This is a genomic window from Paenibacillus sp. FSL R7-0652 (genome assembly GCF_038595045.1).
Lineage (GTDB): Bacteria > Bacillota > Bacilli > Paenibacillales > Paenibacillaceae > Paenibacillus.
Genome location: NZ_CP152001.1, coordinates 4066020 through 4090742 on the forward strand (window position 1 = coordinate 4066020; position 24723 = coordinate 4090742).

A 24723-nucleotide genomic window follows, 5' to 3' on the forward strand; every position below is an offset into this window, starting at 1 on the left:
AAATCAATATTACATAGATAAAAAAAAACAACCTGAGCTGTATCACTCAGATTGTTCGGCAGTGTCCATCGACAGATGTTGTGTGCAATTGTATAAAAGCGGAATCCAGTCCTCACGTTCTTTTTCAAGAATGGTCAGGGACAAGTTACCAATTCGCTCTTTGTATTTATCTTGAAATAACGCTGTTAACAGGTTGGCAAGGAAAGCACCATGCGTTACAATCAATACATTTTCCTGCGAGTGAGAAGACCATAAATCCTCTAGAAATGACACCGCACGTACCTGAATATCCGCGATGTTCTCTTGTCCTAGGTCAAGTGTATCCCAGGATTCTCCCCATCTCGCAACTCTCTCATCCGAAGTAAGGCCCTCCACTTGGCCAAAACCTCTTTCCTTCAATCGTGCATCCGGTTCAAGCATCGGTACCTGAAGCATTTGTGAAAGGATTTCGCCTGTCTCCTGCGCCCTTGATAAGCCGCTGGTTACAATATAATCCCAGTGATACTTTTCAGACTGCAGACGTCTACCGAGACGTTCTGCCTGCCTGCGTCCTTCCTCGTTCAACGGAATATCTGTCTGTCCTTGTATACGGCCAGCTGCATTCCAATCTGTGAGACCATGACGAACAAGTCCGATCCGCACACTCATCCCTCATTTCTTCACCCGGTGACATCCAGGTTGGTTACCTACACACCCACACCTTGTTTGCGTTTAGTCGTCGATCGATGCATACGCCCAAGTGAAAACAAAGCCATCCCGATTGCCAGCAGGGATAACGCCATCCAGTACTGTGGATAGGCAGGGCCCATACTCACAACAAAAGGTTCAATAATGCTCCCCTTATCCGCTTGCGGAATGCTGTACTGGTATAATTCCGAGGATGAAGATGCACTTCCGGCAACTCCTGTCTCAAGAATACCTGTAGTGATAACATTGGACTTCTCAGCCTCTGATACTGCTGGCTTAAACATCGCCATGTACAGGAAGCTGCATAAAAAAATAGCCAGGAACGCTGCAATCCATAAAGACATATGTTTACGGATCGCCGCAGAGAAACGATTCACCTTTGCCTCTTCCGGCAGCAGCCATGGAGACTCCGCATAAATCCGGTCCATAACATTACGGTTAACTCTCTCTGCCTGCTGCTCTGTTACGGGTGCCGGAATACTGTGCAGGAGCATCTGGGCTTCCTCCCAGACTTCAAACTGCTCCGAACACTCTTCACAACCAGCGAGATGTGCTTGAAATGCAATTCGCTGTGGATGAGATTCCGGCAAGTCCCAGACCAGTGCAAACAGTTCCTGGGCTTCATTGCAATTCATCGGTTCTTCATCCCTTCATATGGCTCGTACATCGGCTCGAAGAAATAAGGTTCCAACTGTGTTTTTACGCTTGATCTTGCCCTAAACAGCAGCGATTTCACAGAACTGACGCTCTGTCCCAAAATACCCGCAATTTCCTGGTAGTCCAGCTGATCATACTCTCGAAGTATAATCGCAGAGCGCTGCTTCTCTGGCAGATTGTTAATCGCATCCCTAACCAGCATAACCCGCTCGCTGCGCAGCACAGCATGCTCTGGAGCATTCTCCATCGGAGCAACAGGAACTACACCGCTCTCTTCGAGCGGAACGTTTCCACTACGCTGTTTGCGAAGCTCACTCAATACCGTATTTCTGGCAATGGTATACAGCCAGGTGGAGAATGAAGCGTCCACCTCACGGAAAGAGTGTAAACTGCGGAACGCCTTGTAGAATGTCTCAGAACAGAGATCTTCCGCCAGCAGCTCCATATTGGAACTTTTCAACATATGATATACGAAAGCCAGTATTTTACGCTGATAACGACTCATCAGCTCGGAATATAACTCCACGTTACCTTCCTTGATCTCTCGAATCAACTGGGAATCCGTCATTTGAGTGCGACCCCTCCTCGCCCATCCATGTGCTTCTCCCCGTTCGACTCTATCCATGTATTACCGAACAGGCGTAAAAAAGTTGCGGTTTCAACCGCATAAAAAAAGCGTCAAGCGCCATTCACGGCCCTTCCGCCAAATTCCCCTATGTAATGGCAATTTCCCCAACGTTTCTACATAACAGTAACATTGTACAACGGTCTGCATCATCCTGGCAAATCCGTTGGATTCCGCTTTAGCCCGACTTGACATTCATATGCCGCTTAATTCGTCGTCATGACTTCGTTTCAAGGCTTCTTGGAAGCCTTGCATAATATAGACGTGTTAAGTTCTAAAAAGGTTACAAAAATGAAATATTTTTTTCAAAAAAATTTTATGATGCTGTTAACTGTATTGTTTATGCCGTCAGCTGCTTGCTTCATCTCCGGAATTCAGCTGTAGTAGAGATTCATTTCCCTAAATTTCCGCCAAATCTAACTTTATACAAATATTTTTGTTCAAAGTGTTGACAAAATGAAAACGTATACATATAATAAAAGTACAGTATGGTTTCTCTCCACTCCTATCCAATAACTGTATTGCTCCACGTGAGCAATGGCCGCTTATGTAAGCGGTCTTTTTTTTGTCCTTAAATGCTAAATCCTCTTTCAATTACAAAAAAGAGGGCTTTCGCCCTCCCTCTGCCGCCTAAACCCAAACCTGATATCCCAGAGAATCCAGCAATGCCTTCGCCTTTTCCATGTCCTCTTCTTGGCGAAAAGACAGCCGCATAATCCCCGGCACATCCACGCGGTTTTCAATAATTTCAAGGTTGCTCAAGTTGATATCATTTGCCCCGAGCTCTGTTGCAATTTTACCGATCATCCCCGGTGCATCCTGTACGTCTGTATACAGATCAAACAAAGGCGAGATCATGCCTTTGCGCCGCTCAGGCAGTACACTGCGGAATTCACGTGCCTGACGGAATGCATCTTCAATGCCTTCCCCGTTCTGCTGTTCCAGCATCGTTGTAAAAGCCGTCATCTGACTGTTCCAATCCTTAAGCAGGTCCAGCAGCACCTCCCGATTGCTTAACAGGATATCCCTCCAAACAATGGCGTCACTGGACGCAATCCGTGTAATATCCCTAAAACCGCCTGCAGCCAGCATTTTATACAATGGATTGGATTCATTGTACTCACGCACCTGATTGACCAAGGCAACAGCAATAACATGAGGCAGATGACTGATGGCCCCAACAATATCATCATGCAGCAGCGGCTCTACCCGAACAATCTGGGCCCGGGTATACGCTAACAGCTCGGACAAACGGCTGTACGCCTCCTCAGGCACATGCACGGAAGGAGTCAGCACATAATAGGCGTTCTCGAATAATACGGCTGAGGCCGCATCCACGCCTGCTCGTTCGGAACCCGCCATCGGGTGCCCCCCGATAAAGTACGCATCCTTCAATCGGACATGTTCTGCACAAGCGGCGATGGAAGCTTTGGTGCTGCCAACATCTGTAATGATGCAGCCCTTTTTCAGCGGTAGTCTGGATAGTTCTTCAAAATAAGCTTCCAATAGGCCAACAGGCACACACAAAAAAATGAAGTCGGCATCCTGCACCGCTTCCTCCAGAGAGAGCGTTGCAGCATCCACTACTCCGCTCGCTATGTACTTGTCTTTTAATTCCTCTAAATGTGCGTAACCCATCACGGTAATCCCCGGCTTGCCTTTGAAGCAAAGCGCTAGTGAACCACCGATGAGCCCGACACCAATCATTGCAATTTTTATTGTCATCGGTCCTCACTCTTTTCGTCGCCAGTATTAAGGGCGTGCTGCCGTGTTCTCCGCCAGTGTGTTCTCCAGCGCTGTTACAAAAGCACGATTCTGCTCCGCTGTTCCTACAGACACACGAATGTACGTTGGATAGACGTGAAAGCCCGAACGAACGATAATGCCCTGTTTTAACAAAGACTGAAACGCTGTAACGGATGGCATGTTCACATCGACCAAAATAAAATTCCCTTGTGATGGGAAGTAAGGTAGTCCAAGGCGAGAAAATTCATTTTGCAGCCAAGCCCGATCTGATGCATTGCGCTTCGCACATTCTTGGACAAAATTCTGATCCTGAAGTGCAGCCTTTGCTGCGACCTGTCCAAAGCGGGAGGTATTGAACGGTTCGCGTACACGGTTAATCAGATCGATGATCTCCGGACGTGCGACCCCGTAGCCTATACGGAGCGATGCCAAGCCATAGATTTTGGAGAAGGTCCGCAGGACAACCAGATTCGGATAACGATCAATCAGCGGAATACTTTGCGGATAAGCTTCATCGGTTACGAATTCATAATAAGCCTCATCCAGCACAACCATTACACTTGACGGTACCTGATCCATAAAGCCGATGAGCTCTTGTTCAGAAATAATCGTGCCGGTTGGATTATTTGGATTGCACACCCACACGGCTTTGGTTTTCTCGTTAATCCGGGCGAGCATTGCCGGCAGGTCATGAGTGCCATCCTTCAAAGGCACTTCAATCGTTACGGCGCCTTCGATATCCGCATTGCTTTTATATACGGAGAAGGTCTGGTCCGCCATAATCGTTTCATCTCCAGGGAGAAAAAACGCCCGCGTGATCAGCGCAATGATTTCATCCGATCCACATCCGAATATCAAATGATCTCGCTCCACCCCGAGGTGCTTGGCAAGCACCTCGGTCAGTTCAGCAGAGCTGCCGTCAGGATAGATGCTTACGTTAGCCATTTCTCTTGTAATGGCATCCAGTACAGCGGGAGAGCTGCCATACGGATTCTCATTGGAGGCCAGCTTAATGACTTGCTCCAGCCCCAGCTCACGTTTGACTTCTTCAATCGGTTTGCCCGGCTTATAGACAGGCAGATTGACAATCTGGGATTTCGGTTTCAACTTGACCGCCTCCTGTTATTCAAAAAATTAGAGTAACGTGTACATAAATCGTTCAACACATATCGTTATCCTTTTAATTGTGCCACAAAGCTGCGAATTTGCAACAGTCCTGCTTCACGAGTATCCGGTTTTTCAAGCAGCGGAATCGCCTCTTCCACCTGGCGCACAATAGCACTTCCAACCACGACACCGTCACAGATACGAGAGAAGTGAGCTACCTGCTCATGACTGGAGATTCCGAAGCCCACGGCAACAGGAAGGTCCGTTAAACTCTTCACTGTTTCAATAAAACTCTCTACCCCATTGAAGAAGGATGCACGTTCACCTGTAACGCCGAGGGAAGATACACAATAGATGAACCCACGTGCCCCGGTAACAATTCGCTCAATTCGGGCATTCGACGTAGGAGCTACAAGTGGAACCAGATGAACACCCGCCTGATCGGCACGGCGGCGCATATCTTCTGCCTCCTCAATCGGTAAGTCCGGAATAATCATTCCGCTGATATCGTGTTTAATTAACTCGTCAAAAAATACATCCAGCCCCGTTTGCAGCACTGGATTGTAATACGTGAACAGGACGAATGGCAGCTTCACGCCTGCTTCACGAGCTTTGGCTGCAGTTTCCATCACCGTACGAATCGTAATTTGGCTTTTCAATGCGCGCTCGGAAGCACGCTGAATGACAGGACCGTCTGCGAGTGGGTCGGAATACGGCACACCAAGTTCCAATATGTCTGCTCCAGCGTGTTCCAGCTCTTTGATAATATCAATGGTAGTGTTCACATCAGGATCACCAACGGTAAGAAACGGGATAAGTGCTGTACGATTTTGTTCTTTTAATTGCTGGAAGGTTTGATCCATCAGATTCATTACAAGTTACCTCCCGTATACTTCATAATGGATTCTACGTCTTTATCTCCGCGACCAGACAAACAGATAACAACGATATCATCAGCTGTCCGTTCAGGCGCCAGCTTTACAACCTGAGCAACCGCGTGGGCCGACTCCAGCGCAGGAATAATACCTTCTGTACGGCTTAACAGCTGCAGTGCATCCAGGGCTTCCTGATCCGTAATCGGAACATATTGTGCCCGTTCAATATCCTTTAAGTACGAGTGCTCCGGTCCAACACCCGGATAATCCAGACCCGCTGAGATGGAGTGTGCAGGCTGTACCTGTCCATACTCATCCTGCAGCAGATAACTCATCGAGCCTTGGAATACACCATGTGTACCTTTACTCATCGTCGCCGCGTGGTACTCGGTATCCACACCTTTACCTGCTGCTTCAACACCGACCAATTTCACATCCTGATCTCCGATAAAAGGATAGAACATGCCAATCGCGTTACTCCCGCCGCCCACAGCCGCTACGATAACGTCCGGAAGGCGTCCTTCAATCTCCTGAATCTGACGACGTGTCTCATCCCCGATTACACGTTGGAAATTTCGAACCATCATCGGATACGGGTGAGGCCCAACAACAGAACCTAATACATAGAAGGTATCTTCCACATTGCTGACCCAATAACGAAGCGCTTCGTTCCCTGCATCCTTTAGTGTGCGTGTGCCCGATGTCACCGGGATCACCTCTGCTCCGAGCAGTTTCATGCGGAATACGTTAAGCTGCTGGCGCTGCGTATCTTCCTCACCCATGAATACTTTACACTCCAGTCCGAGCAGTGCAGCGACAGTTGCTGTTGCAACGCCATGCTGGCCCGCGCCGGTTTCGGCAATAACTTTCTTTTTGCCCATACGTTTGGCAAGCAGTCCTTGTCCAATCGCATTGTTGATTTTATGTGCACCTGTATGATTCAAGTCTTCACGCTTAAGATAAATTTTTGGTCCGCCCAGATGACGGGACAACTGCTCCGCGTGATACAGCGGTGTCTCCCGCCCGGAGTATTCACTCAGCAGATAGTTCAGTTCTTTGTTAAACTCTTCATCTTCAGAGAAGCGGCTGTATGCTTCCTCAAGTTCAATTAGTGCGTTCATTAGTGTCTCGGGTACGAAACGGCCTCCGAAGAGACCGAAACGCCCATGCTCATCCGGCAATTGATGCGTCATGCCTGCTTCACCCTTTCTACAAATGCTTTGATTTTAGTTATATCTTTAAGACCTTCCGTCTCCACACCGCTTGATACGTCTACGCCATCAGGTCTGTACATTAAAATTAATTGCTGCACGTTGTCCGCATGAAGCCCACCTGCAGCAAACATGGCGATCCGATGTTCAGCAGCCCAATCCGCATATGCAGGTATACGCTCCCAGGCAAATGTTTTGCCGGAGCCCCCGCCATATAAAGGGTCAAAGGTATCAAGCAGTACTGCATCTATATACTCCACATAGGCATGTAACTTCTGCATCGCCGTGTGGTCCGCGTTCTGTCCTGTATCATCTTCGGAAAAAGAAATTGCCTTGAACACCTGCACATTCCAGTGCTCCTTCACTTGTTTGCAAAATGCAGCACTTTCCTGTCCATGCAGCTGGATCACATCCAGAGACACGGTCTGCATCACATGTTCCAGTTCTTGAAGCGTTGGATTCACAAAAACACCTGCAAGCCGCGGACGCTCAGTTACGGACCACTCATTCAAAACCGTTCTCAACACTGCTGCCTGTTCAGGAGTAATTTGGCGGCGGGACTTGGCAAACACAACGCCGATATAATCCACAGGCAAGTTTATCATCGATTTTAGCACTTCAACGTCCTGAAGTCCACATATTTTTACGGCCGTTGACAGCGAGTGTCCTTGTTCGGGAGAACTGCTGCCTCTAAGGTTATCTGTCGAGTTATCCATCATTTTGGTCCCATCAGATCGTAAACAGCGGCTTCAACATTCTCTTTGCGCATGAGATGCTCTCCAACCAGTATACCATGCACGCCAGCTTCGATCAGGGGTTTCGTTGATTCCGCACCGTCGATCCCGCTTTCGCTAATCAGCGTCACACCGGGTGGAATTAATTCCATCAACTCCAGCGTAGTGTTTAAACTGGTTTCGAATGTTTTCAGATTCCGGTTATTTATGCCGACAAGTGTTGCCTCAGGAATCTCTAACACCGTCTCCAGCTCTGCCCGGTCATGAACTTCAATCAAAGCGTCCAGTCCGAGACTTTTCGCAAACGTCAAATATTGACGAATCTGCTGGGGTGTGAGGATGCTTGCAATTAGCAAAATGGCATCTGCTCCAAGAAGTCTAGCTTCAGCAATCTGTTTCTCGTCAATAATAAAGTCCTTGCGTAACAGCGGAATGTTCACTGCTCGGTGGATTGCCTGCAGGTACTCGTTACTGCCTTGGAAATAGGAAACGTCCGTCAGCACAGAGATGCAATCAGCCCCCGCGCGTTCATAGGCAGAAGCAATGTCTACCGGATGAAAATCCGGACGGATCAAACCTTTGGATGGCGAGGCCTTCTTCACTTCGGCAATAAGTCCCAGCTTGCGGTTGCGTTTGCTTGAAAGCGCCTGTTCAAATCCGCGTGCAGCAGGCAGCTGCTCAATCTTCTGCATCGCCTCATCCATGTTAAAAGTCTGTGCAAGTGCCTGCACTTCTTTATGTTTTGTCGCAACAATTCGATCAAGATACATGATTGTACGCCTCCGTTGTATGAATTAACTGTCCCAGCTTACTGGCCGCTTTACCCGAATCCACTGCCTCTGCAGCGATTTTAACCCCGTCTGCAATACTGTCCGCAAGGCCAGATACATAAATACACGCTCCTGCGTTCAGCAGCACAACATCCCGGTAAGCACTGCGTTCACCCTGGAAGATCCGATGTATAATTTCGGCGTTCTGTGCCGCATCTCCTCCAAGCACCGCGTCAAGCGGGTGCATGGACAGCCCCATATCACGTGGATCGATGTCATAGGTGTGCACTTCCCCATTACGCAGTTCCGATACCTGCGTAGGCGCAGAGATACTAATTTCATCCAGTCCATCATGACTGGCAACAACCAGCGCTCTTTTCAAACCAAGGCGGTTAAGAACTTCAGCAATCATCGGCGTTCGGGATCGATCATACAGACCGAGCAGTTGTCGATCAGCTCCAGCAGGATTCGTTAAAGGCCCCAGCATGTTGAAAATGGTCCGCACACCCAGCTCTTTCCTCGGGGCCGCTGCATGGCGCATGGATGGATGGTACACCTGTGCAAAACAGAAGCAGATTCCGATCTCATCCAGACACTGTCTGGCCTGCTCTCCATTAAGGTGAATATTAACGCCAAGCGCTTCCAGCACATCCGCGCTGCCTGCTTTGCCAGAGGCAGAACGATTGCCATGTTTGGCTACGCGAACCGAAACTGCCGAAGCAATGATTGCCGATGCTGTAGAGATGTTGAATTTATGAATACCTGATCCGCCTGTGCCGCATGTGTCCAGCAGTCCTCTACCGTCTGTCAGAATGCGTCCACCCTGTCCCCGCATGGCCTGGGCAAAACCGGTGATTTCATCCACCGTTTCCCCCTTCATGCGAAGCGCCATCAGCAGCCCGCCAATTTGAGCCGGAGTGGCTTCACCTTTCATGATGGAATTCATCAGTTCACGAGCCTCATGCTGTTCCAGATGATGGCCTTCCAGAATTTTTGCGAGTCCCTGCTTCAATCCTACTTTTTGGGAAATGGCTGCTTCAGAAAACATCCGGCTGTCATCCATGATTGGGTTTAAGTTCATAACCAGTCTCTCCTCTCTCAGTTCGCTGCCGAAGTTGGTGTAACAAAATAATCCGCGTTAGCCAGATTTAATTTGCGATCTGCAGTTTTTGCAGGAAACATCGCTTCCGCCGTTCGAATCGCCTTTAACAATGCCTTCGCTTTGTTCACAGTCTCTTCATATTCCTTCTCAGGTACCGAATCCCATACAATGCCGGCTCCGGCCTGCACGTACGCTTTTCCTTTTTTGAAAATAATCGTGCGGATGGTAATGCACGCATCCATGTTTCCCGAGAATCCGAGATAACCGATCGCTCCGGCGTAGGCACCACGTGCTTCCTTTTCCAATTCTGCAATAATCTCCATCGCACGCAGCTTCGGAGCACCGGATACCGTTCCAGCGGGCAAACATGAGAGGAAAGCATCGAAGAAATCTTTATCCTCTCTCAGCTCGCCCGTAACGTTCGACACCATATGCATCACGTGGGAGTATCGTTCGATCTCCATAAACATGTCACATTTCACGCTGCCAAAAGTGGATACACGGCCCAAATCATTTCTTCCCAGATCCACCAGCATCAGATGTTCAGCGCGCTCCTTTTCATCCTGAAGCAAATCCGCTGCAAGTGCGCGGTCTTCTGCTTCCGTTGCTCCTCTAGGACGAGTGCCTGCGATCGGACGCGTTTCTACACGATTGCCGTCAACCTTAACCAGCGCTTCAGGCGAGGTTCCTACGATGATTTCATCGTCCATTTTCAGATAATACATATATGGCGACGGGTTCAGTGTACGCAGTACGCGGTACACATGAAGGGGTGAAACTTCCGTATCAATATGAAAACGCTGGGACAGCACAACCTGGAAAATATCTCCTGAGCGAATGTACTCTTTAGCCTGCTCCACATTGCCAATGAATTGTTCTTTCGTCAGGTTCGAACGAACATCTCCCAGATCCACATCCCCCGGAATCGAACGCGGGTTCAGGTTCTCGCCTGGTCCCTGCTGCTGCAAACGCTCAGCCGCTTGTTCCAGCTTCTCGGATGTGGCCGCATATGCCTGTCGAATCTCTTCGTCCGTCGCACCCTCCTTGACATGTACATTACCCACAAGCAGCATATGCTGCTTTACATGGTCAAACACGACGATCTGATCACAGAACATAAACCGAATGTCATCCATATTCAGATCATCCAGCGCATGAGCTGGAAGCTTCTCATAATACTGCAGCAGGTCATATCCGAAAAATCCGATCGCCCCACCCGTGAACGGAGGAAGTTCATCCAGCTTCGGGCTTCGGTATTTGCGAAGCAGTGCTTTAAGTTCTTCAATCGGTTTACCGGGCAGTTCACGAGTCTTCCCGGCTTCCTCCACGACAATGCGGCCTTTCTTCGCTGAAATCATCAAGAACGGATCGGTACCAATGAAGGAGTATCTCGCCCATTGAATGCCGCCCTCTACACTTTCGAGCAGGAATGCACGGTCATTATCCGCATAACGACGGAAGATACGAATCGGCGTCTCCATGTCAGCTAGAATTCGTTTGACAACCGGAATCAGATTATACTCACTTGACATTTTCAGTACTTGGTTAACATTTGGCGTTATCATCAGATCACGTCCTTTCAGATATAGGTTGAAGAAGGTTATGACGACAAAAAAACCTCTACCATCAGGTAGAGGTTTGGTTATAAGCTGTATTCAGGCATGCTGCTTCATAAATAACAAGTCCCTATACATATGCTGTCGGAAAATTACAGCTTCCTGTGCCATGATTACTCATGGTATCAGTTGTATTCAGAGAGATCATATACTTGGAAACATCTCGTTTGCAGCATCTTGTCACTTGGCAGTGATCCAATAAACTCCCAAGTTAAAAATGTGAAATGCTCCTTCTGTGATATGCGAATAAACGATGTCCTCTGACATGTCTACTCTCTCTTCCTGTAGTGTTCCTTAGCATGACGTACCGTGAAAGCGTTGACCGATTTCAGACGCATCGGCTACCTAACACTGGACTCTGCTATATACTAGACTATACTCAGCTGCTCTCAGCTCAATCTCAAGCTCTACTCAACTGTTTCTCACTATACATGATAATCATTGATTTGACAACCATCACAGTTCAAGAAACTTAACGTCCAGCCAGATCGGGACGTAATGCCTGTGCGCCGTTAAGGTACACATGATGGATTTCATCTTGCGCTTTGGTTGTATTCACATGCACCATGAAACGTATGCAGTTGGCCAAAGCTCCCTTTACAGGCACCTCCAGTGCACACATCAGGGGCACAAGCTCCCAGCCATCCAATTGGCGGATAACCTTCGCAGGAAATGCTGCATCCAGATCCCCAGTCATCGTAATCCACACGCTGCAGATATCCTCCGGGACAATCTTGTTCCGGTCAACAATCTCTTGAAGCAGCACCGCTGTTTCTTTCAAAATCTCTTCTTCATTGTTCTGCGTGACTGTGGTTGCCCCGCGGATTCCCCGTGTAACCATTTCTGTCATTCTCCCTTCCTGAGCAGCTCGATAACTTCGCGAACAGCCGACACCGGCACATCCTTCACGATTCTGGCAGCTCCAATCCGATCAGGAACAATAAAGACCATATGACCTTCACGGAATTTCTTGTCGTGCATCATCGCTTCTATTAAAGCATCCGTACTAAGATGTGCAGGCAGCGTTACCGGAAGTCGAAGCGAACGAAGCATACGCACCGTGTCGTCGTACAGTCCTGCCGGCGCTCCAAGCTTCTCACCGAGCAGTGCTGAACCCGCCATGCCGATTGAAATCGCTTCTCCATGCAGATACTCGCCGTATCCGGCAATAGCTTCAATGGCATGTCCAATGGTATGCCCCAGGTTCAGGAGTGCACGTTCTCCATTTTCACGCTCATCGTTAGAGACAATCTCGGCTTTGATACTGCACCCGCGTTCCAGACCGTGTCCGAGTTTATCGGGATCAAGAGCAAGCAGCGCCTCAGCATGTTCTTCACACCAACGGGCGAATGCTTCATCACGGATCAGCCCATGCTTCAGCATTTCGGATAGACCAGCTGACACATCTCTCGGCGGCAGGGACTGCAGCGTATCCACATCATAGAGCACAAGCTCTGGCTGATGAAAAGCACCAATCATATTTTTCGCCAGCGGATGGTTGACCGCCACTTTACCACCAACGCTGCTGTCATGAGCAAGAATAGTTGTCGGTATCTGTACAAACTTGATGCCCCGCATATAGGTAGCAGCTACGAATCCAGCCAGATCGCCGACAACTCCTCCCCCGAGAGCGAGGATTGCCGAGCTTCGGTCCAATTTGCCTTCAATGGCTGCTGTCATCATGTCCTGATATACGGCAAGGGATTTAGAAGTCTCACCTGAAGGCACCACTGCAGATACGACAGAATATCCAGCCGCACGCAGTGTCTGCTCCAGTCCTGGCAGGTATTTCGGAGCCACATGATCATCTGTAATGATCAGAAGCGGGCTTTTTTTGGTCAAACCCGCCTGTTCAAAATACTGCGGAGCCTGAGCAAGCAGACCGCTGCCGATCAAGATGGGATAAGAACGTTCCCCGAGCTGCACTGTCAACTGCCGCATATTAGTAGTTCTCCAGCTGCGCCTGGTAGCTTGCATAGTTCGCCCGGATCTCCTCCATGGAATCCCCGCCGAACTTCTCCAGGAAAGCCTTGGCTATTTCCCATGCAACGACATGTTCCATCACCACGCTGGCTGCCGGAACTGCACATGCATCAGAACGTTCAACCTGTGCTGTAAAGGCTTCCTTTGTATCAATATCTACGCTTTGCAGCGGTTTGTACAGCGTTGGAATAGGCTTCATTACACCGCGTACAACAACCGGCATACCGTTCGTCATACCACCCTCGAATCCGCCCAGACGGTTCGATGCACGGTGATAACCGAGCTCTTCGTTATACAGAATCTCATCGTGAACCTGTGAGCCGCGAATCGTTCCTGCTTCAAACCCAATGCCGATCTCCACGCCTTTGAATGCATTGATGGACATTACACCTTGAGCAATGCGCGCATCCAGCTTACGATCGTACTGAACGTGGCTTCCCAGACCGACAGGAACCCCTTCAACGATGCATTCCACGATTCCACCGATAGAGTCACCTTCCTGCTTGATCTGATCGATGTACGCTTCCATCTTTTTCTCCGTTTCAGCATCGGTCACACGAACCGATGAAGCTTCGGTTACCGCAATCAGTTCGTCAATTGGAAGCTCCTGATACGGGGCTTCAATCTCTCCGATCCGGATAACACGCCCAGCCACCTTAATGCCAAACTCAGCCAAGAATTGACGAGCAATCGCACCGCAAGCTACACGTACCGTTGTCTCACGAGCACTGGACCGTTCCAGAACGTTGCGCAGGTCTTTGAGATTGTATTTCAAACCGCCGTTCAGGTCGGCATGTCCAGGACGCGGACGATGCATCCGGCGTTTCTCCTCGTCACTGCCTTCAATCGGCTCAATATTCATAATATTCTGCCAATGCTTCCAGTCATTATTTTGAACAACCAGTGCTACTGGAGCACCTGTCGTATACCCGTGACGAATTCCGCCAACAAAATTGGCTTGATCCTTCTCAATCTGCATCCGGCGACCACGGCCATATCCTTTCTGGCGGCGATGAAGCTGGAAATTCAATTCTTCAAAATCAATATTCAGATTACTTGGCAGTCCTTCGATAATTGCGGTCAATTGGGGTCCGTGCGTTTCCCCTGCAGTTAAATAACGTAAACTCATAATACGTTCCCCCTTTAAACTGTTAAACTTCACATTGCTAAAATCCCATAATTTCTTTGCTTATTATAGTATAGCTGATCCGCTTTGACAAGAAATCCGCTTTTTCTTATGCAAACAACCGCCTGAGCACATCTTCATGCGCCTCAGGCGGTTGACCTTATACTGATTTATTTTTTCCGATAGAAAAATGTCTCTGCTGTCTCCAGCCCGTATTGTCCAGGGGAGAAAATCTGCTCTGTGCTGCCTACAAACAGCATCCCACCAGGACGCAGGCTGGCGGCGAATTTGTGATACAACAGATTCTTCGCATCCTCGGTAAAATAAATCATAACATTGCGGCAGACGATCAAATCATACCCGTCATCAAAACGGTCTACCAGCAAGTTCTGTTTCTTAAAGCTTATTGCACTTTTTAATTTGTCATCGATACGATACATCAGGCCATCCTGCTTAAAGTATCGGCTTGCCGTTTCCGGTGGTACATCCTTCAGAGATCGTTCCATATAACGGCCTTCCTTGGCTTTGGCGAGCGCGCCTTCATCCAGGTCGCTTGCCGTAATGGAACTTTCTTTCAGAATGCCCATTGTATCCAGAATCATCGCAATGGTGTATGGCTCCTCGCCTGTCGAACAGGCAGCACTCCACACTTTCGCACGGCGCTTGGAACCCACCAATTCAGGCAGAATCTGATCGCGCAGCACTTCCCAGCGATTCGGATTACGCCAAAATTCAGATACGTTAATCGTCATGCGGTCAAGAAACTCGTAAAATAAAGCCTTGTCCTTCTGCATAGCATCGAAAAAAATGGAAAACGTATTAAACCCGTTTTTGTTACGAAGCGTGGTCAGCCTTCTTTTCATCTGGCCTTCCTTGTACTGAGCAAGATCAATGCCTGTGCTCTCTTTAATTTTACGAATGAATCCGGCATAGTCCGGGTCTAGTTGTTCTTGCTCCAGCATCGTATATCACCCTTTGGCTAATAATTACAACCAGGCTGCGATGCTCTTCTCGTAACTTACCAGTTCGTCAGGACTAAAGAAATTGGCTGCTTCACGAGCCGCGCTTTCCGGCGAATCCGCCCCGTGAATGAGATTATGCGGCGTATGGCTGGCGAAGTCTCCGCGAATGGTTCCCGGAGCTGCTTCCTTCACATTTGTTTTGCCAATGACCATACGTGCAAGCGTTACAATATCGTCACCTTCCCACACCATAGCAAATACCGGTCCAGATGTGATAAAACGAACGAGTTCATCAAAGAAAGGCTTGCCCTCATGTTCGGCATAATGGCGTTTGGCCTGTTCTTGTGACATCTGCACCAATTTCCCTGCCACCAGCTTAAATCCTTTGTCCTCCAGACGGCTGATAATACGGCCGATCAAACCACGCTGCACACCATCCGGTTTCACCATCAAAAATGTACGATCCATTACCAGTTCACTCCTCACTCACGGTTCAAAGTTAGTCACTATGTAAACGCAATCCCTTTGATTGTAACATACAAGTCCAAATCCTCCCAATGAGGATTTTCACATCCGTATCTCACATCAGAGAGATAGAGCCATGAGCTTAGTCGGACAGCAAATTTTACTGTTCAGCTAAGTTGTGAACGTCAAACCGCGCCTCTAATGGGTACGTTTAACGACAAAATGGGCAATGTCTCGCAGATTTTTGGTTGTCTTGATGTTTGGCAGCTGATCGAGAGCATCGAGCGCTTTCTTCATATATCGGTCAGCCAGGGCTTCCGCTTTAGCAATTCCTTGACTTTGGCGAATCATTCCAATCGCATCCGATGCACTCGCCCGTCCCTCTTCATGATGCACACGGGAAATTTCCTTGAGCAGCGGCTCACGCAGATGTTCTTCTCTAAGCGCGTACAGCACAGGAAGTGTAATGTTGCCCTGTTTCATATCACTGCCGGGAGGCTTGCCCAGCTGTTTCTCGGTACCTACCAAATCGAGCACATCATCCTGAATCTGAAAAGCCATTCCAACGTTATATCCATACGTGTAGAGCAGAGATGAGATATGCTCAGGCGCACGTGTCGCCAGCGCTCCCAACTGACAGCTTACCGCAATCAGAAGTGCTGTTTTACGCCTGATGCGCAGCAGATAATTACGCACACTCTGTCCTGTATTAAAAAAGTCGCGAATCTGCTCCATCTCTCCGATGGACATTTGCACCATCGCTTTGGCAAGAATACGGTGAATCGCCGGTTCAGACAACCCGGAAGTCATCTCCAAGGCTTTGCCGTAAATGTAGTCTCCTGTATACATCGCGATCCGATTGTCCCATTTTGACTTGACGGTAGGTTTGCCCCGGCGAGTCTCGGCATTATCAATAACATCATCATGAACGAGCGATGCAGAATGAATAAGTTCCAGAGGTACGGCTACAAGTTTAAGCCGCTCAATATCGTATGTACCAAATTTTCCGCCTAAAAGCACAAAAACAGGCCGCAGTCGTTTCCCCCCAGCCTTGAGCAGATGAAGTGAAGTTTCACTCAGCAGTTTTTGTTCGCCTTGAACACTGCGATACAGTTCTTTTTCAATGTAATCCATGTCCTTTTTTAACAACCCGAAAATGTCCAATAGTTTCATTCGTTCACCCGTGTCAGCGTATTGTCAGTCCAAAATTCCATGCTTACCTTCCCCTCCAGCAAGCCCGAGCCTGCAGGCAAAAACGCTCGCCCCCGGCCTGCCGTTCCTGCTTGTGTTCTTCTCCAGCGTCTATCATATTATCCTTCCGAATGCCAGCGCCGACATTCGAGATTTAAACGCTGCGACCAGTTCTGAATCAAAAAGTACAGAAGCTGCCGGAGCATGGGTCAAGACCGTGGACACCCTTACCCTGCCATCAGTTCTCACCGACACCCCGGTAAGCAGGGAATAACGCTTGGCGTTATCCCCGTTGATCCGGTTCTCCCCATCTTGTAAACAATTGGTGTGGGATGCGCAAACTATCCAGCACTTTACCCACCAAAAACAAAATTAAATCTTCCATACTCTCAGGTTTATAATAAAAAGCAGGCATGGCCGGAATCATTCGCACACCCAGTCGCGAGAGCTTCAGCATGTTTTCCAGATGAATCGCATGCAGTGGCGTCTCACGCGGCACGAGAATTAACGTCCTTCCCTCTTTCATCATGACATCCGCCGCACGTGACATCAGATTGTCTGAAGATCCGTTAGCAATGGAAGAAAGCGTGCCCATGGAGCACGGCATGATAATCATGCCTTCAGCCAAGTAAGATCCGCTTGCAATTGAAGCACCTATATCACTAACGGGATGATAAATTAAAGAGCCAGCGCGGTGACCAAATTTCTCTTGAAGTATGCTCTCCCGATTTGTCACATCCCAGTCCATTTCCTCTTTAAGCACACGCCAGCCTGCATTAGAGATAACCAAATGAACGCTGTATTCCAGATCAAGCAGCGTTTCAATCAATCGGATGCCGTATATGCTGCCGCTCGCTCCGGTAATTCCGACAACAAGTCGTTTATTTTCCGGCTGCTGCATCTTTATTTCACCGCCAGATCAATAAGTGTAAACGTAAATACGACCAGACTCAGAACGCTGTTCATCGTAAAGAATGCCGTCTGTACACGGCTCATATCGTTAGGAGATACAATATAGTGTTCGTAAAGCAAAATGCCGTACGTAATGAGCATCCCGGCACCGTACCACCAGCTCAGATCCGTCATTAACAACAATGCAAGAAAACCAACAGCGGTGATGATGTGGAAAAACTTGGCGATCTGCAATGACTTCACAAGCCCGAAACGGGATGGAATGGAGTGCAGACCCTCCCCCTGATCAAACTCCAGATCCTGACAAGCATAAATAATATCAAAACCTGCTGTCCAGAATACAATCGTAACGTACAGCACGATCGCTGTCCAATCCATCGTTCCGGTTACGGCTACCCATCCTCCAAGTGGAGCAAGACCGATCGTCATCCCCAGCACGACGTGACAGAGCCATGTGAAACGTTTGGTGTAGGAATAAAGCACCAGCATGAAGACCGCAATCGGCAGCAGCTGCATCGATAATACATTAAGATTGGATGATGCCCAGAATAGTAAAATAAACGAAACGATGATGAAAATAATAACCTCGCCATTCTTCAACAAACCTGCCGGAATAGCTCTCATGGCAGTACGCGGATTTTTAGCATCAATTGCTTGGTCGATAATCCGGTTCAGACCAAAAGCTGCACTTCGTGCCCCAACCATGGCAAGCAGCACCCACATAATCTGCATCCAGCTCGGGAAGGTATTGTTCACCACCATGGACCCCAAAATAGCGCCCATAAATGCAAAAGGTAACGCGAAAAGCGTATGTTCAATCTTGATCATTTCTAAAAAGATGCGAATTTTCCTAAACATTCTGATTCTCCTTGGTTCCAATATGCAGTGCCGCGATGCCTCCGGTTAGAGGATAGGCCTGCACCTGCTGCAATCCGGTTTCAACAAAAATGTCCGCCAGTTCCTTTCTCCCCGGGAAAAGTGCCAGAGAGTCCGGCAGCCACTTGTACTGCTCATAACGTTTGGCAAACAATTTGGCCATATTCGGCAGCATATGCTCAAAATAAAAATAATAAATCCCTTTAAACGGCTGCCAGGTCGGTTTCGATAATTCCAGGCAGACCACCATACCGCCGGGTTTCACAACACGTTTCATTTCAGATAATACCTGTCTGAGGTCCGGTACATTGCGTAATCCGAATCCAATCGTGACATAATCAAACGAATTGTCTTCGAAAGGCAGTGACATCGCGTTGCCTTGAACAAGAGTGATCTGCTTTGAACGATTCACCGCATCAATTTTGTTCTGACCTACTTCCAGCATATTGCTGCTGAAATCCAGTCCGTGCATGTGCCCCGTTTCACTTGCTTCGGCCATAGCGAGTGTCCAGTCACATGTGCCGCAGCACAAATCCAGTCCCGTATCACCCTTGGACATATTCATCTTTTTCATCGTGAATTTGCGCCATGCCTTATGCCTGCGGAAACTCAGAATATCATTCATGACGTCATACTTGCCGGCTATACTCTGAAAAACCGAATGGACAAATTCTTCTTTCGGTTTGGTCTCTCCGCTACCCATTCGTCTGTCTCCCCCTCAATCTTCCCTTACTACCGCATGTGAAGGCTGCACATAGGTCAGGTAAGGCTCAAGAATTGCATCCATCTCCTGCACGTCTTGATGACCTCCCTCATGCAGCATAAGCTGAATGCGGTGTATACTCTCGCGCAGCTTGTCCAGCAGCACTTCGTTCACACTGTACTTAAGCACCACAGCATTCCACGCACGCAATTCAATCTTCATTTGACGCAGGTGACTGCGTTCCTCATCATTGCCGTACTCATAAATATGCCAGAACGCATAGCTGTGAAGGAGCTGCTGCTCGTCACGCATTCGATTCAACTCTGCTGCAATCGTTTCGCAAGTGCTGAATTCGGTCAACAAACTGTTCCACAGCGGCTTATCCCTATCAGGGATCATGTCTGTAAATGAAAGAAACAGCTGCATTCTCAGCTGTACCGTTTCACGCAAATATTCATCAGCCGAAACGAGAAGCTTTTTCATCCGTTCATACAGCGTCATCTTGCGTGCGTTCACTTCTGAAACAGCACCGCTGAGCTTGCCGATCATCTCAATTTTGCCTGCGTGAGCGAGCAATTGGTAGAAGCGGCTGCTCAGATAATCTCCAGCGAGAACATTCAACTGGCGTGAGCGCATCTCTTGTTCTCCCCGATCACCGGATATCGTATCGATTCGATCATGCGTATCCATAGCCAACTGAACGAGCGAGGTCGCTAAAGCGTACAGCTCCTGATGCCCCTTTTCGTCTGTACGGCCCACAAATACCTGTAACAGACGCGCCCGGCTATCCGGAAATGACGGGATTTCCGTATGTTGTCGAATCATGTCGTAATCCGTATATTTCTTTGCTAGTTGGGGTACGCGATATGAATTCATTCTCATCCTCCGAGGCTTTGCTTTGTTAAACCATTTCCTGCACTACAATCTTATATATTATAGCATATGTTTCCCGGACACGCACTGAATCCTGCTATTTGATTACCCCTAACTTGTCATTTCGAACTGCTTCTTCCACAGTTCCGTCTGCATCAGATGAAACCAGTCCTTTAATTCCTCTGAAAAAGCAGTGCTTTTCCAGGTGCGGAGCATGTCGACAGCATACATGGGCCACTCACCTCGCCGAATATCTGCTGCAAGAAGCAGATGACGCTTATGCATCCATTCATCTTCAGCCATGACTCGAAGCAGCACCTGCTCCACATTGTCTACACTCCGAAAACTGAGATCAACGACAGCAGCCATATTTTCATATATTTCAGTGTAGCTGGTATTCGTTCCTTTTACTTTGAGGTCCAGCGTCAAGATGGACTGTTTCCATTCTACTCTGGCGATCGGCGTTGACATATGAAGAGAACTCAGCACATCAACCAGATTATCGTTTGTCAACTGAATTGGCTGATGGGAAGCCGTGACCGGCTCTGCACGATCTCCGCCCCATGTACGTGTATGCAAGCTCTGAAAAACCACAAGCAGGACCACTGCCGCAATCGTTGTCAGCATCGATGCAGTCACAATCATTCCGGGTTTCATATGCGCCTCCCTGCCTTTACCTGTTAGTGTAGTCTGTCCGGTAAAGGCTCATACCTCATTGTACAATGAAAAAAAGCAGGCTATGCCTGCAATTTTTATTTACTCCGTTCCCAGGCTTGACTATACCTAGTCAAGCTCTTTCATTTACCGTTTACCTGCATTAATACTTGATTCACCGATCTTGGACTAGTCCGATTCAATCTCTCCATGCTTCGTGATCAGTGTTGCTTTCCCACGAATTTTAATGGCAGAGGTGTGTGTTGTAAACTGGGCAATCATCACCTCGCCTTTATCGAGCTTTTCGGTATGGTGAAAGCGAGTGTCCTGTCCTCGGGTTAAACCGATCACCTGAACACCATTTTCTTCTGCTTTAATTACGATATAGTCACTGCCCGTTGATTGATCCATCGCGCACGTCCCCTTTTCTAGATTGCTTAGCATTAATGATGATCAAGATTGTCCTATTTGTCAACCAGCGTCCAGCAGGCAGCAGACCGCAAGAAAAGAGGATTCACAGGTCATACTAGAACAGGACAGACCAAGGAAAGGAGCACCTGCATGAAATACCTCCCCGCTGCACTCACAGACGAGCATATTTACCAGTTGCAGAAGATTGAACAGCATCTGTCTGACGTTACAGGCAAAGAACTAATCTTGATTGCCTACAGTGAACAGTCGGAACGATCGGGAAGAAATGGAGAGCCTGAATCTGAGCATTAAAGCGAAGCATTACCTGTTTGTATGCAAAAGAAAAGGCCGTGAACAAGTCACGGTCTTTTTGTTGACATATGGAATATGTAGAAATCTTATTTAATTCCGTCTTTGAGCGCTTTACCTGGTTTGAACGCAGGAATTTTGCTCGCAGGAATTTCGATTTCTTCACCTGTTTGCGGGTTGCGTCCTTTACGTGCAGAGCGCTCGCGAACTTCGAAGTTCCCAAAACCAACCAATTGCACTTTGTCTCCGTTTTGAAGAGCCTCAGAGATTGCTTCGAATACGGCATCAACCGCTTTCGTTACATCCTTTTTGGACAATTCAGTAGCTTCGGATACGTGAGTAATCAAGTCTGATTTGTTCATTTGTTTTCACCTCCTGAATCAATGTCCTGAATGTTATACTGTGTTTCCGTTTTATAAGGAAATATACGTTCATACACAAAAAAACGTTGAACATTTTGAGCGATGAACATCCATCTCCATCCGCGGTTAACAGTCATTTCCGGCAAATACCGCCAGAAACCACGGGTGTTTCTGACGCCGAACAAATTTTATACTAATACAGACAGCACACAATTTCAAGTGCGGTTGCGGTTTAAAACATAAAATGTGACCGCCAAAGCCAGCACAAGCACTCCACCTTTGACTATATCATGTGTAAAATACTGGACATTCATCATGGTCAAACCATTGACCAGTACACCGATCAGCACAGAACCAATAAAGGTACCGATGACATTCGGTTTTCCCGCACCAAAGACGGAGAAACCCACAAATACTGCGGCTACTGACTCCATTAACAACGGAGATCCAGCATCGATCTGTCCAGATCCAACTTTGGAAGCATAGATGATTCCTCCGATCGCTGCGAACACTCCCGCTGCCACATAAGCAAGCGTACGTACCTTTTTCACCTTGATTCCGGAAAGCCGGGCAGCTTCTTCATTTCCCCCTGTAATATACATCTGCCGTCCATATTTCGTGTATGTCAAAAAGATATGAACACCAATGACAGCAGCAAGCAGCAGAATTACCGAGATCGGCATGCCAAGCCACTTCCCCTGTCCCAGCTGCAAAAAAGTCGGGTCCATCTCACCAGCAGCCTTGCTCCCGTCCGGAAACTGCATATGGTTGTATATCGTATAGCCCTGAGCATAGGTTTTATGAATGCCTCCGATGATGTACATCGTTGCAAGCGTAGCCAGCAGATCAGGGATACGTAGTTTAACGATGAGAAGGGCATTCAGCAAACCAATGACAGCCCCGATAATTAACGGCACAATGATCACGACGGCCAAAGGCTGCTGATACCAGATCATAAGCGATGCCGTAACCACGGTTGTCAGGGAGACGGTTGCACCTACTGAAAGATCAAACCCATCCACTATGAGAGATAACGTAACACCGATCGCTACGAATGTTACAATCGAGATTGAACCTAAAATATCAGTCAAATTGCTGTACGTGAAAAAATAGGGCAGTCTTATACCGAAAAAAGCTATAACACCTATGATGACAATAATGGCTCCGTAGCGGAACGCAAAATCCAGTGATTTATCCTTCATGCTTCCACCTCTCGTCCACCGCTTGCATAGTAAAGCAGCTGTTCTTGGTTCGTCTCGCCTCGCTTGAATTCTTTTGCAATAACTCCTTCACACATGACCGCAATCCGGTCTCCGATCCCCATCCCTTCATCCAGCTCACAAGTGAAATAGATGACCGCTTTACCTGCCAGTGCCAGCTCATTGATGATGCGGAAAATGTCACTTTTCGCCCCGATATCTACACCTTTCGTAGGCTCGTCAAAAATAAATACATCCGCTCCAGTGTCCAGCCATTTGCCAATCGCAACTTTCTGCTGGTTTCCGCCGCTCAAATATTTCACTTCCTGCTTCACAGACGAGGTTTTGATGCCCAGCTGCTTTACGAGTGAATCTGCATGCTGCCGCTCACGCTTACGGTTAACAAATCCAAATCTACTAAGACGCGAGAGCAGGGGCAAACTCAAATTACGTTCGACATTTTCATGAATTAAAATCCCTTGTTTACGCCGCTCCTCTGGCACAGAAACGATACCCAAAACCGCTGCATCGGCAGGCTGGTTTAGACGGATATGACGGCCGTGCAGCCGAATTTCGCCTGCCTCCATAGGGTCAGCACCAATCAGAAGGCGGGAACATTCCGTTTTCCCAGCACCTACCAGTCCTACCACTGCAAGCACCTCACCGCGGTGAACTTCAAGATCAATACCCTTTACCTTAACTCCTCGTCGAAGGCCTCGTGCCTCCAGCAGCAGGTCACCCACGGAGGCTTCAATCTTCGGAAACTCTTCTTCAAACGGTTTGCCCAGCATCTGTGTAACCAGATCATTCAGTGAAAGTCCACTTGTTTCACCTGTAAACACATGACGGCCGTCTCTCATGACCGTAACCCTGTCACAGTGACTTGTCACTTCTGCAAGACGATGGGTAATGAAAATACAGGCAGCTCCGCGCTCCTTAAGAAGATGTACGATTCGAAAGAACGCGTCTGTCTCCTCCTGGCTCAAAGGTGCCGTCGGCTCATCAAATATAATCACTTTGGCATCCTGAATCAGGATACGTGCAAGCAGAATCATCTGCTTCTCTGCCAGTGTCAGATCGGCGACTTTACGGTGAACTGAAATGCTGTCCGCCCCCAGCTGTGCTAAGGCTTCCTTCGCACGCTGCTGCAGCGCTTTTGGACTTTTCCACCACCCGCCGTCAGATGATGCTAACTGATCAAGCATAATATTCTCGGCAGCTGTAAGCTGCGGTACAAGTGCAGCATCCACCTCCTGATATACACAATGGATACCGCTTTCCTTTGCTTCTCTGGGAGAACTAAGGTTGAGCTTGTAACCATTGAGTTGAACGGTACCTTTATCCAGCTGATATGCGCCTGATAAGATTTTCATCAATGTACTTTTACCAGCTCCGTTAGCCCCAAGGAGCGCATGGATCTCTCCACCTTTTACTGAAAAATGTACGTCCTTCAGAGCGGCTATGCCTGAGAACTGTTTATGAATATGCTCCATATCCAGTGTAATCGGGTCCTTCATAGGGTTGCCTCCAATCAGCTGTACTGCCTGCTTTCTTATAAAAAAGCACG

27 protein-coding genes are annotated in these 24723 nt (G+C 48.1%); 1 reads left to right on the forward strand and 26 read right to left on the reverse strand.

Annotated elements, in window-relative coordinates; genetic code table 11:
* Positions 1 to 42: 42 nt before the first annotated feature.
* From MKY97_RS17960 to mtrB, 23 genes are all read right to left on the reverse strand, one after another.
* A complete protein-coding gene (locus MKY97_RS17960) occupies positions 43 to 642 on the reverse strand; it encodes a histidine phosphatase family protein (RefSeq protein WP_342556376.1) in 600 nt (199 codons plus the stop codon).
* A 44-nt stretch (positions 643 to 686) separates the two neighbouring features.
* On the reverse strand, positions 687 to 1322 hold the full coding sequence (locus MKY97_RS17965; protein WP_342551689.1) for a zf-HC2 domain-containing protein: 636 nt from the start codon (positions 1320 to 1322) through the stop codon (positions 687 to 689).
* The gene (locus tag MKY97_RS17970) at positions 1319 to 1912 is read right to left on the reverse strand and encodes a sigma-70 family RNA polymerase sigma factor (protein ID WP_090917194.1); all 594 of its coding nucleotides are present in this window, start codon (positions 1910 to 1912) and stop codon (positions 1319 to 1321) included. The genes MKY97_RS17965 and MKY97_RS17970 overlap by 4 nt, the downstream gene beginning before the upstream one ends.
* 687 nt (positions 1913 to 2599) lie before the next feature.
* Positions 2600 to 3694, reverse strand: a complete 1095-nt coding sequence (locus MKY97_RS17975) for a prephenate dehydrogenase (protein ID WP_342551690.1) — start codon at positions 3692 to 3694, stop codon at positions 2600 to 2602.
* A gap of 27 nt (positions 3695 to 3721) precedes the next feature.
* Positions 3722 to 4822: a histidinol-phosphate transaminase gene (hisC, locus tag MKY97_RS17980; RefSeq protein WP_342551691.1), complete on the reverse strand. Its 1101-nt coding sequence runs from the start codon at positions 4820 to 4822 to the stop codon at positions 3722 to 3724.
* A 65-nt stretch (positions 4823 to 4887) separates the two neighbouring features.
* Positions 4888 to 5694: a tryptophan synthase subunit alpha gene (trpA, locus tag MKY97_RS17985; protein WP_342551692.1), complete on the reverse strand. Its 807-nt coding sequence runs from the start codon at positions 5692 to 5694 to the stop codon at positions 4888 to 4890.
* Positions 5694 to 6890 (reverse strand): tryptophan synthase subunit beta, encoded by a 1197-nt coding sequence (trpB, locus tag MKY97_RS17990; protein ID WP_342551693.1) that lies wholly within the window; start codon positions 6888 to 6890, stop codon positions 5694 to 5696. The genes trpA and trpB overlap by 1 nt, the downstream gene beginning before the upstream one ends.
* On the reverse strand, positions 6887 to 7627 hold the full coding sequence (locus MKY97_RS17995; RefSeq protein ID WP_342551694.1) for a phosphoribosylanthranilate isomerase: 741 nt from the start codon (positions 7625 to 7627) through the stop codon (positions 6887 to 6889). The genes trpB and MKY97_RS17995 overlap by 4 nt, the downstream gene beginning before the upstream one ends.
* Positions 7624 to 8412, reverse strand: a complete 789-nt coding sequence (trpC, locus tag MKY97_RS18000; RefSeq protein WP_342551695.1) for an indole-3-glycerol phosphate synthase TrpC — start codon at positions 8410 to 8412, stop codon at positions 7624 to 7626. Before trpC ends, MKY97_RS17995 begins: the two co-directional genes overlap by 4 nt.
* The gene (gene trpD / locus MKY97_RS18005) at positions 8402 to 9460 is read right to left on the reverse strand and encodes an anthranilate phosphoribosyltransferase (RefSeq protein ID WP_342556377.1); all 1059 of its coding nucleotides are present in this window, start codon (positions 9458 to 9460) and stop codon (positions 8402 to 8404) included. Before trpD ends, trpC begins: the two co-directional genes overlap by 11 nt.
* 50 nt (positions 9461 to 9510) lie before the next feature.
* Complete coding sequence (gene trpE / locus MKY97_RS18010; protein WP_342551696.1) at positions 9511 to 11079, reverse strand: anthranilate synthase component I; 1569 nt, start codon at positions 11077 to 11079, stop codon at positions 9511 to 9513.
* 523 nt (positions 11080 to 11602) lie between these two features.
* Positions 11603 to 11971, reverse strand: coding sequence for a chorismate mutase (aroH, locus tag MKY97_RS18015; RefSeq protein ID WP_342556378.1), 369 nt, complete (start codon positions 11969 to 11971; stop codon positions 11603 to 11605).
* 5 nt (positions 11972 to 11976) lie between these two features.
* A complete protein-coding gene (aroB, locus tag MKY97_RS18020) occupies positions 11977 to 13071 on the reverse strand; it encodes a 3-dehydroquinate synthase (protein WP_342551697.1) in 1095 nt (364 codons plus the stop codon).
* 1 nt (position 13072) lies between these two features.
* Complete coding sequence (aroC, locus tag MKY97_RS18025; RefSeq protein ID WP_342551698.1) at positions 13073 to 14242, reverse strand: chorismate synthase; 1170 nt, start codon at positions 14240 to 14242, stop codon at positions 13073 to 13075.
* Positions 14243 to 14409: 167 nt separating this feature from the next.
* Entirely contained in the window at positions 14410 to 15201 is a 792-nt protein-coding gene (locus MKY97_RS18030; RefSeq protein WP_342551699.1) for a protein-glutamate O-methyltransferase CheR, read from the reverse strand.
* Between the two features lie 24 nt (positions 15202 to 15225).
* On the reverse strand, positions 15226 to 15669 hold the full coding sequence (ndk, locus tag MKY97_RS18035) for a nucleoside-diphosphate kinase (protein ID WP_342551700.1): 444 nt from the start codon (positions 15667 to 15669) through the stop codon (positions 15226 to 15228).
* Positions 15670 to 15864: 195 nt separating this feature from the next.
* Positions 15865 to 16839 carry a polyprenyl synthetase family protein gene (locus MKY97_RS18040; RefSeq protein WP_342551701.1) on the reverse strand — a complete coding sequence of 325 codons (975 nt, stop codon included), beginning with the start codon at positions 16837 to 16839 and terminating at the stop codon, positions 15865 to 15867.
* Between the two features lie 301 nt (positions 16840 to 17140).
* Entirely contained in the window at positions 17141 to 17758 is a 618-nt protein-coding gene (locus MKY97_RS18045; RefSeq protein WP_342551702.1) for a flavin prenyltransferase UbiX, read from the reverse strand.
* A gap of 2 nt (positions 17759 to 17760) precedes the next feature.
* Positions 17761 to 18627, reverse strand: coding sequence for a UbiA-like polyprenyltransferase (locus MKY97_RS18050; RefSeq protein WP_342551703.1), 867 nt, complete (start codon positions 18625 to 18627; stop codon positions 17761 to 17763).
* Positions 18620 to 19348, reverse strand: a complete 729-nt coding sequence (locus tag MKY97_RS18055) for a demethylmenaquinone methyltransferase (RefSeq protein ID WP_342551704.1) — start codon at positions 19346 to 19348, stop codon at positions 18620 to 18622. The genes MKY97_RS18050 and MKY97_RS18055 overlap by 8 nt, the downstream gene beginning before the upstream one ends.
* Before the next feature lie 15 nt (positions 19349 to 19363).
* On the reverse strand, positions 19364 to 20224 hold the full coding sequence (locus MKY97_RS18060; RefSeq protein WP_342551705.1) for a heptaprenyl diphosphate synthase component 1: 861 nt from the start codon (positions 20222 to 20224) through the stop codon (positions 19364 to 19366).
* A gap of 108 nt (positions 20225 to 20332) precedes the next feature.
* Entirely contained in the window at positions 20333 to 20878 is a 546-nt protein-coding gene (locus tag MKY97_RS18065; protein WP_342551706.1) for a hypothetical protein, read from the reverse strand.
* A 186-nt stretch (positions 20879 to 21064) separates the two neighbouring features.
* Positions 21065 to 21286, reverse strand: coding sequence for a trp RNA-binding attenuation protein MtrB (gene mtrB / locus MKY97_RS18070; RefSeq protein ID WP_342551707.1), 222 nt, complete (start codon positions 21284 to 21286; stop codon positions 21065 to 21067).
* A gap of 150 nt (positions 21287 to 21436) precedes the next feature.
* Between mtrB and MKY97_RS18075 the strand changes: the two genes are divergently transcribed.
* On the forward strand, positions 21437 to 21598 hold the full coding sequence (locus MKY97_RS18075; protein ID WP_342551708.1) for a hypothetical protein: 162 nt from the start codon (positions 21437 to 21439) through the stop codon (positions 21596 to 21598).
* Positions 21599 to 21684: 86 nt separating this feature from the next.
* Here MKY97_RS18075 and MKY97_RS18080 read toward each other — a convergent pair whose 3' ends face one another.
* The 3 genes from MKY97_RS18080 to MKY97_RS18090 form a co-directional block, all read right to left on the reverse strand.
* Positions 21685 to 21957: an HU family DNA-binding protein gene (locus MKY97_RS18080; protein ID WP_090917341.1), complete on the reverse strand. Its 273-nt coding sequence runs from the start codon at positions 21955 to 21957 to the stop codon at positions 21685 to 21687.
* A 215-nt stretch (positions 21958 to 22172) separates the two neighbouring features.
* Positions 22173 to 23159: an ABC transporter permease gene (locus tag MKY97_RS18085; RefSeq protein WP_342551709.1), complete on the reverse strand. Its 987-nt coding sequence runs from the start codon at positions 23157 to 23159 to the stop codon at positions 22173 to 22175.
* Positions 23156 to 24673, reverse strand: a complete 1518-nt coding sequence (locus tag MKY97_RS18090; RefSeq protein ID WP_342551710.1) for a sugar ABC transporter ATP-binding protein — start codon at positions 24671 to 24673, stop codon at positions 23156 to 23158. The genes MKY97_RS18085 and MKY97_RS18090 overlap by 4 nt, the downstream gene beginning before the upstream one ends.
* Positions 24674 to 24723 lie beyond the last annotated feature (50 nt).